This is a genomic window from Acidithiobacillus concretivorus (genome assembly GCF_018853445.1).
Taxonomy (GTDB): Bacteria; Pseudomonadota; Gammaproteobacteria; order Acidithiobacillales; family Acidithiobacillaceae; genus Acidithiobacillus; species Acidithiobacillus concretivorus.
In genome coordinates, this window is the sequence record NZ_JABELD010000029.1 from 1 (window position 1) to 13,490 (window position 13,490).

Sequence of the window (13,490 nt, forward strand, 5' to 3'; positions counted from 1 at the left end):
GTAATCATCCTGCTGTGGTCATCCCCGAGCGGGTTTTGAGTCGGCCACCCTCGGCGGAGCTGGCACCTGATCAACGCGATCAGGATAGTTTGCCCGCCTATGAGGTGCTGGATGCCATCATTGCGGCCTATGTAGAAAATGACCGGTCTGCAGCCGAACTGATTGCCTCTGGCTTTGCAGCTGACACGGTGCAGCGGGTATTGAAGTTAATTGACCGTGCCGAGTATAAAAGAAGGCAGGCGGCTCCCGGTGTGCGCATTAGCACCCGCGCATTTGGAAAAGATCGGCGCTATCCTATTACCAACGGCTACGCTTCCTGGAGTGGCCATCATAACCTGAACGAGGAGCAACACCATGAAAAAAATTGAGGCGATCATCAAGCCCTTCAAGCTGGATGACGTGCGCGAGGCATTGCAGGAAATTGGTCTGGCCGGAATGACCGTAACGGAAGTGAAGGGTTTCGGGCGGCAAAAAGGGCATACTGAACTCTACCGGGGGGCGGAATATGTGGTGGATTTTCTGCCCAAGCTCAAGCTGGAAGTGGTCGTCGGCGACGACATGGCGGATCGCGCCATTGAAGCTATCGAACAGTCTGCGCGTACCGGCAAAATTGGCGATGGTAAAATTTTTGTGACTGCTGTGGAAAGAATTATTCGTATTCGGACTGGCGAAGAGGGTGTCGAGGCGGTCTGATCCTGTTCACGGGGGTGCAGCCAGCTGCACCCTCAAATCTCAATTGGTTTCGGCTCAGTTGGCTATGCCCAGATCGCCCAGATATTTGCTTTTGGGGTAGTTGTAGGCGAGCACCTTGCTTACGGTTTCCGCCTGATTCTGGAGATTAAGGTGTCGGTAGGAGCGGACCAGATAGTACAGGGCTTGTTCCCTTGAAGGGCTGAGCTGATAGCGGGTGACCACATTGTCACAGCGATTGGCTGCCGCAACATAAGCGTGGCGCACATAATAGAACTTGCAGATATCCAGGTTGCGCTTGCCGAGAATGTCGATGATTTTGGCCATGCGCAGACGGGCATCGACAGCATAGGGACTATGGGGCCAGCGTGTGGCCAGAGTTTGTAGAGTGCTAAAGGCTTCTTCGGCAGGTTTGGGATTCCATTCGGCGCCCTGGATGCCTTCATAGTAGGCAATGCCTTTCAAATACCAGGCATAATCCACATGAGGATTAGCCGGATGCAGTTTGATAAAGCGTTCGGCTGCTGCTGCAGCGGCTTCGGAATCGCCACTCTTGTAGTAACTGTATGCAGTATCCAGTTGCGCCTGTTCTGCATAGGGACCGTAGGGATAGCGGGTTTCCAGTTCTTCATAATGACGAATGGCCGAGGTGTAATCTCCGCGTTCCATGGCTTGCTTGGCGGGCTGATACATTTGTGCAGCCGAAGCGTGGGTTTCTGCAGCCTGATCACCTTTGTGGGGCGTGCTGGCACAGCCAGCCAGAATGGCAGTACAACAAAACGAAATAAGTAAGCGTTTGCGCATGAAGGACAATAGTCTATAGTGGCGAGCCATGAGCGACGATACTACGGGACTTCCCATGATTTTGCCAGTGGATCAAGCCGGTGAACGACTGGATGCGGTTTTGAGTGCCCTGCTACCGGACATCAGCCGCAGCCGGATCCAGACCCTGTTGAAAGACGGCCATATTCGGGTGAACGGCGCCGTCGAAAAACCCAGCCTGCGTATTCAGGGAGGCGAAGCGGTAGACATTGACTGGCCGGAAAGCGAACCCAGTGTCTGGCTGGCCCAGGATATTCCTCTGCATATTATGTATGAAGATGCGCATATTCTGGTCGTCCACAAACCGGCCGGACAGCTGATCCATCCCGGTGCCGGTCATGCAGATGGTACCTTGGTGAACGGGGTGCTGGCGCATCTACCGGATAACGCCTATTTGCCCCGGGGTGGTATTGTCCATCGTCTCGACAAGGATACCACCGGTTTGCTGGTAGTGGCCAAAACCGAAATGGCGCGGCAGTCGCTGATAGACCAGTTGGGTGACCATACCATGCACCGGGAATATCTGGCCCTGGTGAACGGCCCGATGACTGGTGGTGGGCGGGTGGATGAACCCATTGGCCGCCATGCCCATGATCGGCTGCGGATGACGGTGCGTGCCGACGGGCGTCCGGCGCAAACCGATTTTCGTCTGGTGGAGCGCTTTCCGCGCCACAGCTATCTGCGTTTGCGTCTGGCGACAGGGCGCACCCATCAGATTCGGGTGCACATGACCCATATTGGTCACCCGCTGGTCGGGGACCCGGTATATGGGGGGCGCATGAGCGTACCCCAGGGTCTGGATGCTGAGGGCTTGGCTTACTGGCAGCAGTTTCGCCGTCAGGCTCTGCATGCCTGGCGTCTGAAGTTGTACCATCCGGAAACGGAAGAGTTGATGAGCTGGGAAAGCCCGCTTCCGGAGGAAATGGAAAAACTGCTGGATTTGTTGCGGCAGGCCCGCCGTGCCCACTGAGGCACCATCTATTCCATCTATTCTAACTCCCGACTGGCCGCTGCCAGCCGGAGTACATAGTGCGATTACCCGGCGCAACGGGGGTTGCAGTGAAGGTCCTTATCATTCCTTCAATTTGGGTGATCATGTCGGTGATGTGGGCCAAGCCGTAGCCAAAAACCGCGAACAACTTCGTGCCTTGCTGAAATTACCTCAAGAACCACAATGGCTGCGCCAGATACATGGAACGGAATTGTTGCAGATTCCAGCTGCTCAAGACCTCTCTTCGCTTCCTGAAGCCGATGGGGCGGTGACCCATCTTGCGGGGCAAGTGTTGGCGGTGTTGACTGCAGATTGTCTGCCGGTGTTGGCTTGCAGTCGTGACGGCCAGCATCTGGGAGCCTTTCACGCCGGCTGGCGGGGTCTACTGGCTGGCATTCTCGAAAAAGGAGTGGCGGCTCTGGGAGTGTCCGGCAAGGAAGTTCTGATATACTTGGGTCCAGCCATTGGGCCCGAGGCTTTTGAAGTGGGTCCGGAGTTAAGGGCAGCTTTTGTTGCGGAAGATCCGCAGGCTGTCAGCGCCTTTCGTGCAGGGGTAGGGGATCGCTGGCTGGCGGATATTTATCAGCTTGCCCGGCAGCGCCTGCACCGGGTTGGGGTCACGACCATTTATGGTGGAGGCCTGTGTACTTTCAGTGATACCGAATTTTTTTCGTACCGGCGGGATGCAGTGACCGGACGAATGGCATCTTTGATCTGGAGGGAATAAGTCATCATGGCGACTTTACGCAGAGCCGGTGATCCGGCGCTGGTTACGGACCCTGATATCATTGCCGGGCTGTTGGCTCCGCTGGGTGTGCTTCTGGAAAAACTCCCTGTTCCCGCAACAGACAGCAGCCGCTCCCTGTTGGCCCAGGCAGAACTCAGTGGCGACGATCAGGAAAAATTGCTGGAGACTCTGGATGCGGTATTTCGGCGCTTACAATCCGAAAAAGGGTATCAGGACCGGGATCTGGTCGTGCTTTATCCCGGTCACCCCCAGCTGGAGGCACTCAACGCCCGCTTTCATCGGATTCACACCCATGATGATGAAGAGGTGCGTTACATCGTCGATGGCGAAGGGGTTTTTGGCTTTGTGCTGCCCGATGCGCAGCAGGTCGAGCTGACCGTGATGGCGGGCGATTATATTCATGTCCCGGCTGATGTGGAGCACTGGTTCCGCCTCAATCAACTCCAGCGGATCAAGGCGGTCCGTTACTTCAGTGCCCAAGGCGGATGGACTCCTCATTATACGGACCGTCCCTTGCAGAGTTTTCACGATTTATGAGTGACTACATCGAGGTGGATTACCAGTTTTCTGCCGGGGTTGATGCGCAGCGGCAGGCTCAGGCCATTGCCATCGGTCAGACTGCAGGAAGTTGGGACGCGCGCTTTCAGCATCGGGAAGAACAGCTTCGGGGGCATCTTGCCGAAGTGCGGGCATTGCATGACTTACCCGAGGGACGACACCTGGCGACCATCCGTTTTCCCGCCGAAAATGTGGATGGACGCATGGGTAGCCTGCTGACCATGATATTCGGGAAATATTCTTTGGCGGGTCCGGCCAAGGTCATGGCCATACGCTTACCCGCCGAGTATGGGCAATCCTGTCGCTTTGGTCTGGCGGGAATCCGCAAAAAACTGAACGTAGCGGAACGCCCGCTGATTATGGCCATTTTCAAGCCCGCTCTGGGGCTTAGTGCTGAGGATCATGCCGAAATTCTGGCGGAAGTGGCGATGGCTGGTCTGGATATCATCAAAGATGATGAAATTCTGCCGGACCTGCCCTCAGCAGCGACGCTGGCCCGCTGGGAAGCCTGTGCACCCATTATTGCGGCGCGTCGCGATCGCACCGGGCGGGATTTACTTTACGCCATGAATCTTTCCGGCGATGCCCGGCAGGTTCAGGAACTGGCCCGGCAACTGGTTGCCCGGGGGGCCAACGCCTTGCTTCTGAATGTGCTTGCCTATGGATTCCCCATGCTGGAAGCCCTGGCGGCGGATCCGGAAGTGAATGTCCCGATTTTTGCGCATCCGGCTCTGGCTGGAGCCTGGTGCGCCGCACCCGATTATGGTTTTGCCTATGCGGCCATACTGGGGACGGCAATGTCCTATGCTGGCGCGGATGCGGTTCTTTATCCGGCCCATTATGGCAGCTTGCCTTTTCCGGAGGCGGACGAGCAGGCCATTGTTGCGGCCTTACGGGCGCGGGGTGTGGCGCCAGTTCCCTCGGCGGGGGTGCACCCCGGTATGTTGGGTGCCATTCTGGAAGATTACGGCCCCGAGGTTATTCTCAACGCCGGTACCGGAATTATGGATCATCCCATGGGACCCGCCAACGGCGTGCTGGCCTTTCATGAAGGGCTGGAACGCTGGCAGGAGGGCGCTTCCCTGAAGCTGTCTGATCTGCCCGCCGGACCTTTGCGCGCGGCTGTGGAAAAATGGGGGGCTGCCTGATGCTGTCCAAAGCTATTTTCTGTGATTTTGATGGAACCATCACGGAGCAAGAAATTTTTGTCGCCTTAATGCGGCATTTCGCCCCGGAGGCTGCCGCACAGGTTCTTCCGGAAATTTATGCGCAACGCTTCAGCTTGCGGGAAGGATTACCCCGGATCCTGGAAGGCATTGCTTCCCAACGCTGGCCGGAAATGGAAGATTTTGTCCGGGGTACGGCCTTGCGTCCCGGTTTGGAGCGTTTACTGGCTTCTGCTCGCCAGGCGGCTGTGCCTTTTATTGTGGTAACGGGTGGCTTTACCCGTATGGCAGAAATCGTCCTGGAACCTTATCGCGCCGATATTCATGCGATTCACGGGCTGGAAGCGGATTGCTCCGGCCCGACCTTGCGGGTTTTTTCGCCCTGGCAGGATGCCCATGAACTGGTAGCCAAGCGTCAGGTGCTTGCCCATTATCAGCCTGCAACGGCGCTCTGCATTGGCGATTCCATCACTGATCTGCGGGTGGCGCGCGACTGCCCTCTGGTTTGTGCCCGTGATCGGCTGGCGCAATATCTGCAGGAAGAAGGCAAGGCTTTTATTCCCTTTGAAACGCTGGATGACGTCAATGCCGCACTGGCTGCACGTGGTTGGTGGAAGGAGGGTGCCGATGCATCATGAAGATTTGCGACAGGAGCTGGCACTGGCTGCCCGAAGCTTTTACGAAAGAGGCTGGATGCTGGGAACAGCCGGTAATTTATCGGCGCGCATGGCTGAAGATACTTTCTGGATAACCGCCAGCGGCCGTCCCAAGGATTTGCTGGACACAGAAGATTTTGTTTCTGTAAACCTCCAGGGAGAAGTGCTGCTTGCTGCCAGCGGACGTAAACCCTCGGCAGAAACTGCCATCCATCAGGTGATTTATCAACATATTCCTGAAGCCCGGGTGGTTTTTCATGTGCATTCCATTGAGGCCAATCTCTGCGGGCATTTCGCCAGAAACGGGCAACTCCGTCTGCCACCTCTCGAGATGCTCAAGGGACTGGGGGTTCCCGATGCGGAACCTGAAACAGATCTGCCGGTTTTTGCCAATCATCAGGACGTTGCCCGCATTGCCAAAGATATGGATACTGCTTTTACGCAAGCCATTCCTCCGGTGCCCGGTGCGCTGATTCATCAGCATGGCGTCACTGCCTGGGGCAGTGATTTGTTGTCTGCACGCCATCACCTGGAATTGCTGGAATACTGTTTTCGTTATCTCGTACAGGCTAAAGCCCTCGCTATAGGAGTTCAGGCATGAGTCAAGCGCTTCTCACCGTCATCGGCGAAGATCGCCCCGGTATTGTCGCCGCAGTCACCCAGGCGCTGTTTACGGCGGACTGCTCCATTGGTGACGCTTCCATGATGCGTTTAGGCGGTTATTTCACCATCATGCAGGTCATTGACTACAGCAGGGACCTGGGCTCCGTGGAAATGGCCCTGGATCCTGCCATCAAGCGCCTGAATTTACGGGTACACCTGGATCCTATTTCCAGTGTTGCGGTCGCGGCAGATCTTCCCAACACCCGGGTCACAGTTTATGGAGCCGATCATCCGGGTATTGTGGCCGGAGTGACCGGAGCCCTGGCTGCCATCGGTTTTAATGTGATTGATCTGGAAAGCGAAAGCTCCGGAAGCGCCGAGCGGCCACTGTACGTCATGGTCATTCAGGGTTATGCCCCCGATGGCATTGAAAGCGTGCGCAAGGCGGTTTTGCCCCTGCGCGAAAAAGAAGGGGTAGAAGTGGGTGTCCACCCCATTGAAGCGGCCGTATTCTGATGACAGTACTGTCCATCCTCACCTATCCCGATGCGCGTCTGCAGCGCAAGGCCGAAGCTGTCCAGGTTTTTGACGATGAACTGCAAAAATTTGTCGGGGATTTGACCGAAACCATGTACGCGGGTCCGGGCGGTGTCGGTATTGCTGCCCCTCAGGTGGACCGCCATCAGCGTATTGTCATTGTCGATGTACGTCCCAAACTGGGGGATGATTGTCATGGTCTGATGGTGCTCATCAACCCCGAACTGATGGCCTGGGAAGGCATGGCTGTGGGCCGCGAGGGCTGCATGTCGGTCCCGGATTTTACCGGCAATGTCATCCGCGCCGAGCGCATTCAGGTGCAGGCTCAGGACGTGTTGGGACGCGAGCGCAGTTATGAATGTGAAGGCTTTGAGGCACGAGCGGTGCAGCATGAAATGGACCATCTCGACGGCTTTCTGTTTCTGGACCGTTTGGTATCCCGAAAAACCGATCTGTTCCGCCGCAAAAACTACCAGAAATCCAAATAGCCAGCATCCTGGTTATGGTGATTCTGGGGTTATGCGTCGATCTGCATAAGCCGACCTTAGTCGGCTCCGTACTGGGTATCCAGCCAGTGACGATAACTGCCATCCATGACCTGTTGCCACCATTGCGGATGCTCCAGATACCAGAGGATAGTGCGCTGAATGCCGGTGGGGAAATCTACCGCTGGTTCAAAAGCCAATTCGCGGGTGATTTTGTCCGCATCAATGGCATAGCGGCGATCATGTCCGGGGCGGTCACGAACATACTGAATCAGTTCCTCGCTGTGGCGTCCCAGCGCCGGGGCGGCCTGAGGGTATTGTCCGGCCCAGCGAGGATTGCTGGCGAATAATGCATCCATCTTCCGGCAGACCAGTTGTACAATGTCGATGTTGGCCCATTCGTTACAACCACCAATATTGTAGCTTTCGCCTTCCCGGCCCTCATCAAGAATAGCGGCGATCCCCCGGCAGTGATCCTCCACATAGAGCCAGTCACGAATCTGCTGACCATCACCATAAATGGGCAGGGCTTTATTGTGAAGAATATTGACGATGATGAGGGGGATAAGTTTTTCTGGAAAATGATAAGGCCCGTAATTATTGGAGCAGTTGCTGGTCGTGGTGCTTAATCCGTAAGTGTGCTGATAGGCGCGGACCAGATGGTCGGAGCCCGCCTTGCTGGCAGCATAGGGAGAATTGGGCGCATAAGGCGTGTCTTCGCGAAAGGCAGGGTCTTTAGGCCCGAGGGTGCCGTAAACTTCATCGGTGGAAATATGATGAAAACGATGGGGAACAGGGCCTGCCGGACCATCCAGCCAGAGAGATTTCGCCACTTTGAGGAGCGTATGGGTGCCGACGATATTGGTCTGGATAAAAGCATCAGGATCATGAATGGAGCGATCGACGTGGCTTTCCGCAGCAAAGTGCACAATGATATTGATGTCATGGGCACGCAGGCTGCTTTCAAGCAATGCCGCATCATTAATGTCACCCTGAACAAAGTGAAAGCCGGGATGCGTTTCCAGTCCGTCAAGATTGTGGTGGTTGCCGGCATAGCTTAGGACATCGTAAGCGACCAGAATTCCATGAGGATGATTCTTTAGCCAGTAGTGACAAAAATTGCTGCCAATAAAACCGGCGGCACCGGTGACCAGCAGGCGTTTTTCAGCGGGCGATGCAGAAGAGGTTGCGGTCATGGGGTTTCCTTGTCTAATCAGAATCGGTATCGGTGAGCATTTGCCGCAGTGCCTGACGCCAATGTGGAGCCGCACCTAACGAGGCATAGCTGCTACTTTTATCCAGTACCGCGCAGGCGGGGCGGCGGGCCGGGGTTGGGTAGTCGCTGGCGGGAATCATCCGGATGGGGATGCTCTGCTGGAGCAGACCCAAAGCCAGAGCTTCTTCCTGAATCGCCACCGCAAAATCGTACCAGGAGGCCACTCCGGCATCCGTCCAATGCTGAATGCCGTTGAATGCAGGTTGTTCGCAGGCCCGCCAGATGGCAGCCGCCAAACCTGCTGCCCAGGTAGGACTGCCAATCTGGTCACCAACCACCCCCAGAGAGTCCCGTTCTGACATCAGCCGCAGCATGGTTTTGACAAAATTTTTACCGTGGGTGCTATACACCCAGGCTGTCCGCAAAATGAGCGCTTTTTCCTGCAGAATACGGACAATCTCTACCTCGCCGGCAGCCTTGCTGGCACCATATACGCCAAGTGGATGACGGTCACTGTCCGGCTGATAAGGGGTCGCCTGACTCCCGTCAAATACAAAATCCGTGGAAACATGAATGAGCCGGGCAGAATGTTTTCGGGCAGCCTCTGCACAATAAGCAGCGCCATCCCGATTGATGGCATAGGCTGTTTCCGATTCCGACTCGGCAAGATCAACGGCAGTATAAGCGGCGGCATTGATGATGAGGTCAGGCTGAAAACTCTCGGCAGCCTGTTCCACCTGTTCCTGAATGGCAATATCTGCCTGGGCGCGGGACAAGGCGCGTAGTTTAACAGACTCAGGATGGTGACGTTGGAGTTCCCATCCTAACTGCCCATTCGCACCAAACAGCAGGACGCGTTTGATTCTGTCTCCGGCGGTGGTCATGCCTGGCTCCTGCTTCCTTGCAGCAGGCTCATGTAAGGAGTCAGGCAAAGGCGCATACCAAGGGGCCTGTTAGCATCCATATAATTTTCCTCGGAAAATTTAGTCAGAACGCCCGGTTGGGGCGTAAAGAAATTCATAGAAGTTGTCCATGGCAATGCCCTGGGTATCATAGCCCGTCACTTCGACCTGATTATTTTGGGTACCCACCGCCACCATGCAGGCATGCTTTTGAGGCAGAGCAGAGGCCGCTACGAAAGAGGATCCTTTTTGCCCGCAGGTATTGTGCGGATATTCCTGATTCAGACTGACAATAAGCTGATCAGCTATCTGCTGCGCTTGCTGTGGAGACCTGGCCGCAAAAGCCCGTTTATTGTGCCAGGCATCGGCAATGGCTTTGCTTTCTGTGGGCGTGCTGGCTGATGCCATGGCTTCATGATGCATCTGGTCCAGGGTCTCTAATGCCACATACAAATCGGTGCGCGCACCACTTTGCTGATCAATGACATGAACACTGAGAATAATGGTCAGTATGCCATAAATGACGATGACCGCGCCGAGCGCCCAGGCAAAACGCAGCCGACTGGATTTGTCAGGACGACTTGCCATCAGGAAGGCCGCCGCTGGGCGGGGCGGGCCCGGCGATGCCCGGAATTTTTGCCCTGTTGCCGATCGGCTATCGCGCCCTCTTCATGTCGGACCTGCAAGCGATTTTCGGCGGCAAAGCGCATGATTTCCGCAAAGGCTTCGGGGCGGAGTTGCTCCAGACTTTCATCCATGATGATGGCCGCATTGCCATTAATGTTGGCGGGCTCAATCAATGGTAAGTAATGAATTTTATGGTCAGCACCGAAATGGGCGAGCCCCACCCCTTCTATGAGCATTTCAGCCCAGGCTGAGGGACGAAATTTGCCCCCGCTTTCGGTTACGCCATCAATGATGATCATGGATACCGCTGCTCCTCAGGAAAGGGGGCGATAATAACGCTCTTCGCATGGAGAATGAAGGGTTCACGAATAGGTTTCCGCCTGTGCGAAAGAGCATCCGGCCGCATCCTTGCTGGCCAGCTGGGGTTTCGAATTCGTGAGGAGGGGCCAGTCTATGCCGATATCCGGATCATTCCAGACAATACAACGCTCGGCTTCCGGGGCGTAAAATTCAGTCGTTTTATAGAGAAAGTCGGCGCTGTTGCTCAGTACGTAAAAGCCATGCGCAAAGCCGGGCGGTACCCAGAGCATCTGCTGATTTTCTTCAGAGAGTGTGGCCCCGACCCATTGACCTAAGGTGGCGGAAGATCGGCGCAAATCTACGGCCACATCAAAAACAGCACCTGAAACAACGCGTACCAGCTTTCCCTGGGGCTGATGAATCTGATAATGCAGGCCACGCAGCACGCCCTGTTGCGAACGGCTGTGGTTATCCTGCACAAATGACAGATTCAGACCAGCATCACTAAACTGGCGTTGATTCCAGCTTTCCATGAAAAATCCCCGGGTGTCGCCAAATACTGTGGGGGTAATGAGCAGCACTTCGGGAATACGCAATTTTTCAATGATCAAAACGGTGACCCTTCTTCAATGATGCGCAGCAGATATTCCCCATAACCACTTTTTTTCAGTGGGGCGGCAAGTTCTGTGAGTGCATCTGCATCAATATAACCCATGCGGTAAGCTATTTCTTCAGGGCAGGCAACTTTCAGGCCCTGACGTTCTTCCAGAGTGCGAATGAATTGTCCGGCACTGAGCAGATCGGCGTGGGTGCCGGTATCCAGCCAGGCCGTGCCGCGTCCCAGCACTTCTACATGCAGGCGTTTTTGTTCGAGGTATAAACGATTCAGATCGGTGATTTCCAGTTCGCCACGTGGTGAAGGACGGATTTCCCGGGCCAGACGACTCCCATCTGCATCATAAAAATACAGGCCGGTGACTGCAAAAGAGGATCGTGGTTTGGCAGGTTTTTCTTCCAGACCAATAGCAATTCCCTGACGGTCAAACTCTACCACGCCATAAGCCTTGGGATTGGCAACGTGGTAAGCAAAAATCGTTGCCCCGTTATCGGCCTGGTTGGTTTGCTGCAGAGATTCGCTGAGATCATGTCCATAAAAAACATTGTCGCCAAGCACCAGTGCCGAAGGGCTACCCGCCAGAAAATTTTCGGCAATCAGCAAGGCTTGCGCAAGGCCGTCAGGACGCGCTTGTTCGGCATAGCAAAAATCCATCCCCCACTGCCGACCATCGCCCAGAAGCTGCTGAAAACGTGGAAGATCGTTGGGGGTGGAAATAATCTGGATTTCGCGGATTCCAGCCAACATCAGCGTGGCGAGAGGATAATAAATCAAAGGCTTGTCATATACCGGCATCAGCTGCTTGCTAACTGCCTGGGTCAGCGGATATAGACGGGTACCCGAACCCCCGGCGAGGAGAATACCTTTACGCTTCATTAACGGTCTCAGAATTTTCAGTTTTACTCTGGCTGTGACTCTGGCACAGGCCATTCATAAACTCTGTAAAATCGGCGCCCACTTCGGGATGTAATTTGCCGAAGGCAATGGTGGCCTTGAGATAGCCCAGTTTATCGCCACAATCAAAGCGCTGACCGGCAAAACGATAGGCCAGCACCTGACGTTCGCTGAGCAGGTGCGCAATGGCGTCCGTCAACTGGATTTCACCTCCTGCGCCACTCTGGGTATTTTCCAGAAAATGGAAAAGTCGGGCGGGCAGAATGTATCGACCGACTACCCCCAGATTGGACGGTGCTTTTTCCGGCTGGGGTTTTTCGACGATACCGCTGACCTGAAAAATACGTTCGTCCCACGGGCGGGCGTCTACCACCCCATAACGGGTAGAGTGTTCGCGGGGGATTTCTTCCACGCCAAGAATGCCGGCCTGATAGCGATGGTGCTGCTCGACCATTTGCGCCAATACGGGTGGCTCGCCGAGCATCAGATCATCGGCTAGCAGCACTGCAAACGGTTCATCACCGATAACCGGTTTGGCCATCAGTACAGCGTGACCCAGCCCCAGAGGGTAAGGCTGACGCAGAAAAATGGTACTCACATGGCTGGGTAAAATGCTTTGTACCTGTTCCAACAAGGCTTTTTTGCCACGCTTTTCCAGTTCGTTTTCCAGTTCGTAGGAGACGTCAAAGTGATCTTCAATGGCCCGTTTCCCTCGGCCACTGATGAAAATCAACTGATCACAGCCCGCCGCAATGGCTTCTTCTACGGCGTATTGGATCAGGGGTTTGTCCACGACCGGCATCATTTCCTTGGCGCTGGCTTTGGTGGCCGGTAAAAATCGGGTACCCAGACCCGCCACAGGGAAAACTGCTTTACGTACTTCAGCCATACATGTTCTCCTTTGGTATGCGGCGAGTATAACGAACACAACCCGTCTCTCGCAAAGTGTTTGGCTTCATGAGGAAGAATCGGCATCGGATTCAGAAGCTTCCTGCTGGATGCCGGGTTCCGGTTTTTCCCGAAGCATTTTTCCGCCACCGACACCACCAGCCATGGCAAAACGTAAAGCCTGCTGGGGTGTCATGTCTGGAAGTGGGATTATTTTATCTTTAGGAATCAGACAGGTGAAGCCGCCTACGCCATAGCTCATGGGTATAAAAACAGCCACACAGTCTTCAGGAAGGTGCGGTAGTTCGTGCAGGGAGTCACGGGTGACTAGCCCGATGATGTAGCCCATATCTCCCCCTTGCCGGACCAGTACCGCACTGCGAAAGCCCCGGTCTGCGCCACCAAACAGTAATCCCACCGTTTCCTGAATGGTGCTGTAAAGACTGTGCAGAACCGGGATTCGCGCCAGCGCCTTGTTCATCCAGTCAAAAATCCATGCGGTCAGAACATGGGAAGCCAGAAAACCAACGCCCAGAATGGTCAGCAAGGTCAGGACCAGCCCCAGACCAGGAATGTCTATTCCGAAAATTGCCTTGATTGGCGCTTCAAACAAGTTGTTGAGCCAGCCGCCAATCCATAACACCACATAAATGGTCAGGCCGATGGGTAGAGAGATGAGCAGGCCCTGGGCGAACCAGCGGCGCAAATGCAGATGCTGAAAACGTGAAGGCGGTTGAACGGGTACTGGCAGTGTCATTGGGACCCCGTTTTAGTAAAAACCGCACCAGCAT

18 protein-coding genes and 1 pseudogene are annotated in these 13,490 nt (G+C 55.1%); 10 read left to right on the forward strand and 9 right to left on the reverse strand.

Annotated elements, in window-relative coordinates; genetic code table 11:
• Nucleotides 1-368: pseudogene (locus tag HJG40_RS04225) on the forward strand (NAD+ synthase); the annotation flags it as partial.
• Nucleotides 355-693: a P-II family nitrogen regulator gene (locus HJG40_RS04230; protein WP_215863037.1), complete on the forward strand. Its 339-nt coding sequence runs from the start codon at nucleotides 355-357 to the stop codon at nucleotides 691-693. The pseudogene HJG40_RS04225 and the gene HJG40_RS04230, both read left to right, overlap by 14 nt.
• Before the next feature lie 54 nt (nucleotides 694-747).
• Here the strand turns inward: HJG40_RS04230 and HJG40_RS04235 are convergent, their stop codons facing one another.
• Nucleotides 748-1,494, reverse strand: coding sequence for an outer membrane protein assembly factor BamD (locus tag HJG40_RS04235; protein ID WP_226857120.1), 747 nt, complete (start codon nucleotides 1,492-1,494; stop codon nucleotides 748-750).
• 28 nt (nucleotides 1,495-1,522) lie between these two features.
• On the opposite strand from HJG40_RS04235, the gene rluD reads away from it, so the two are divergent.
• Genes rluD through def form a run of 8 tightly spaced genes read left to right on the forward strand, consistent with a single transcriptional unit; the run spans nucleotide 1,523 to nucleotide 7,259 of the window.
• Nucleotides 1,523-2,482, forward strand: a complete 960-nt coding sequence (rluD, locus tag HJG40_RS04240) for a 23S rRNA pseudouridine(1911/1915/1917) synthase RluD (protein ID WP_215863038.1) — start codon at nucleotides 1,523-1,525, stop codon at nucleotides 2,480-2,482.
• The gene (gene pgeF / locus HJG40_RS04245) at nucleotides 2,472-3,230 is read left to right on the forward strand and encodes a peptidoglycan editing factor PgeF (RefSeq protein WP_215863039.1); all 759 of its coding nucleotides are present in this window, start codon (nucleotides 2,472-2,474) and stop codon (nucleotides 3,228-3,230) included. The genes rluD and pgeF overlap by 11 nt, the downstream gene beginning before the upstream one ends.
• Nucleotides 3,231-3,236: 6 nt before the next feature.
• Nucleotides 3,237-3,788 (forward strand): cupin domain-containing protein, encoded by a 552-nt coding sequence (locus tag HJG40_RS04250; protein WP_215863040.1) that lies wholly within the window; start codon nucleotides 3,237-3,239, stop codon nucleotides 3,786-3,788.
• Entirely contained in the window at nucleotides 3,785-4,957 is a 1,173-nt protein-coding gene (locus HJG40_RS04255) for a RuBisCO large subunit C-terminal-like domain-containing protein (RefSeq protein ID WP_215863041.1), read from the forward strand. Before HJG40_RS04250 ends, HJG40_RS04255 begins: the two co-directional genes overlap by 4 nt.
• Complete coding sequence (locus tag HJG40_RS04260) at nucleotides 4,957-5,613, forward strand: HAD-IB family phosphatase (RefSeq protein ID WP_226857122.1); 657 nt, start codon at nucleotides 4,957-4,959, stop codon at nucleotides 5,611-5,613. The genes HJG40_RS04255 and HJG40_RS04260 overlap by 1 nt, the downstream gene beginning before the upstream one ends.
• Nucleotides 5,603-6,232, forward strand: a complete 630-nt coding sequence (gene mtnB, locus HJG40_RS04265) for a methylthioribulose 1-phosphate dehydratase (protein ID WP_215863043.1) — start codon at nucleotides 5,603-5,605, stop codon at nucleotides 6,230-6,232. Before HJG40_RS04260 ends, mtnB begins: the two co-directional genes overlap by 11 nt.
• Nucleotides 6,229-6,750 carry a glycine cleavage system transcriptional repressor gene (locus tag HJG40_RS04270; RefSeq protein WP_010641569.1) on the forward strand — a complete coding sequence of 174 codons (522 nt, stop codon included), beginning with the start codon at nucleotides 6,229-6,231 and terminating at the stop codon, nucleotides 6,748-6,750. The genes mtnB and HJG40_RS04270 overlap by 4 nt, the downstream gene beginning before the upstream one ends.
• A complete protein-coding gene (gene def, locus HJG40_RS04275) occupies nucleotides 6,750-7,259 on the forward strand; it encodes a peptide deformylase (protein WP_215863044.1) in 510 nt (169 codons plus the stop codon). Before HJG40_RS04270 ends, def begins: the two co-directional genes overlap by 1 nt.
• Nucleotides 7,260-7,315: 56 nt before the next feature.
• On the opposite strand, the gene rfbB is transcribed toward def, so the two are convergent.
• The 8 genes from rfbB to HJG40_RS04315 form a co-directional block, all read right to left on the reverse strand.
• The gene (gene rfbB / locus HJG40_RS04280) at nucleotides 7,316-8,452 is read right to left on the reverse strand and encodes a dTDP-glucose 4,6-dehydratase (protein ID WP_215863045.1); all 1,137 of its coding nucleotides are present in this window, start codon (nucleotides 8,450-8,452) and stop codon (nucleotides 7,316-7,318) included.
• A gap of 13 nt (nucleotides 8,453-8,465) precedes the next feature.
• The gene (rfbD, locus tag HJG40_RS04285) at nucleotides 8,466-9,356 is read right to left on the reverse strand and encodes a dTDP-4-dehydrorhamnose reductase (protein ID WP_215863046.1); all 891 of its coding nucleotides are present in this window, start codon (nucleotides 9,354-9,356) and stop codon (nucleotides 8,466-8,468) included.
• A 99-nt stretch (nucleotides 9,357-9,455) separates the two neighbouring features.
• Nucleotides 9,456-9,962 (reverse strand): hypothetical protein, encoded by a 507-nt coding sequence (locus HJG40_RS04290; RefSeq protein ID WP_215863047.1) that lies wholly within the window; start codon nucleotides 9,960-9,962, stop codon nucleotides 9,456-9,458.
• A complete protein-coding gene (locus HJG40_RS04295; RefSeq protein WP_215863048.1) occupies nucleotides 9,962-10,300 on the reverse strand; it encodes a DUF3579 domain-containing protein in 339 nt (112 codons plus the stop codon). The genes HJG40_RS04290 and HJG40_RS04295 overlap by 1 nt, the downstream gene beginning before the upstream one ends.
• A gap of 63 nt (nucleotides 10,301-10,363) precedes the next feature.
• Nucleotides 10,364-10,912, reverse strand: coding sequence for a dTDP-4-dehydrorhamnose 3,5-epimerase (gene rfbC / locus HJG40_RS04300; protein ID WP_215863049.1), 549 nt, complete (start codon nucleotides 10,910-10,912; stop codon nucleotides 10,364-10,366).
• The gene (gene rfbA, locus HJG40_RS04305; RefSeq protein ID WP_215863050.1) at nucleotides 10,909-11,793 is read right to left on the reverse strand and encodes a glucose-1-phosphate thymidylyltransferase RfbA; all 885 of its coding nucleotides are present in this window, start codon (nucleotides 11,791-11,793) and stop codon (nucleotides 10,909-10,911) included. Before rfbA ends, rfbC begins: the two co-directional genes overlap by 4 nt.
• On the reverse strand, nucleotides 11,783-12,700 hold the full coding sequence (gene galU, locus HJG40_RS04310; protein WP_215863051.1) for a UTP--glucose-1-phosphate uridylyltransferase GalU: 918 nt from the start codon (nucleotides 12,698-12,700) through the stop codon (nucleotides 11,783-11,785). The genes rfbA and galU overlap by 11 nt, the downstream gene beginning before the upstream one ends.
• Nucleotides 12,701-12,766: 66 nt before the next feature.
• A complete protein-coding gene (locus HJG40_RS04315; RefSeq protein ID WP_215863052.1) occupies nucleotides 12,767-13,456 on the reverse strand; it encodes a DUF502 domain-containing protein in 690 nt (229 codons plus the stop codon).
• Nucleotides 13,457-13,490 lie beyond the last annotated feature (34 nt).

Coding starts and splice junctions, on each gene's coding strand:
- HJG40_RS04230 (WP_215863037.1), top strand. CDS start 355: ATGAAAAAAATTGAGGCGATCATCAAGCCCTTCAAGCTGGATGACGTG.
- HJG40_RS04235 (WP_226857120.1), bottom strand. CDS start 1,494: ATGCGCAAACGCTTACTTATTTCGTTTTGTTGTACTGCCATTCTGGCT.
- rluD (WP_215863038.1), top strand. CDS start 1,523: ATGAGCGACGATACTACGGGACTTCCCATGATTTTGCCAGTGGATCAA.
- HJG40_RS04250 (WP_215863040.1), top strand. CDS start 3,237: ATGGCGACTTTACGCAGAGCCGGTGATCCGGCGCTGGTTACGGACCCT.
- HJG40_RS04255 (WP_215863041.1), top strand. CDS start 3,785: ATGAGTGACTACATCGAGGTGGATTACCAGTTTTCTGCCGGGGTTGAT.
- HJG40_RS04260 (WP_226857122.1), top strand. CDS start 4,957: ATGCTGTCCAAAGCTATTTTCTGTGATTTTGATGGAACCATCACGGAG.
- mtnB (WP_215863043.1), top strand. CDS start 5,603: ATGCATCATGAAGATTTGCGACAGGAGCTGGCACTGGCTGCCCGAAGC.
- HJG40_RS04270 (WP_010641569.1), top strand. CDS start 6,229: ATGAGTCAAGCGCTTCTCACCGTCATCGGCGAAGATCGCCCCGGTATT.
- def (WP_215863044.1), top strand. CDS start 6,750: ATGACAGTACTGTCCATCCTCACCTATCCCGATGCGCGTCTGCAGCGC.
- rfbB (WP_215863045.1), bottom strand. CDS start 8,452: ATGACCGCAACCTCTTCTGCATCGCCCGCTGAAAAACGCCTGCTGGTC.
- rfbD (WP_215863046.1), bottom strand. CDS start 9,356: ATGACCACCGCCGGAGACAGAATCAAACGCGTCCTGCTGTTTGGTGCG.
- HJG40_RS04290 (WP_215863047.1), bottom strand. CDS start 9,962: ATGGCAAGTCGTCCTGACAAATCCAGTCGGCTGCGTTTTGCCTGGGCG.
- HJG40_RS04295 (WP_215863048.1), bottom strand. CDS start 10,300: ATGATCATCATTGATGGCGTAACCGAAAGCGGGGGCAAATTTCGTCCC.
- rfbA (WP_215863050.1), bottom strand. CDS start 11,793: ATGAAGCGTAAAGGTATTCTCCTCGCCGGGGGTTCGGGTACCCGTCTA.
- galU (WP_215863051.1), bottom strand. CDS start 12,700: ATGGCTGAAGTACGTAAAGCAGTTTTCCCTGTGGCGGGTCTGGGTACC.
- HJG40_RS04315 (WP_215863052.1), bottom strand. CDS start 13,456: ATGACACTGCCAGTACCCGTTCAACCGCCTTCACGTTTTCAGCATCTG.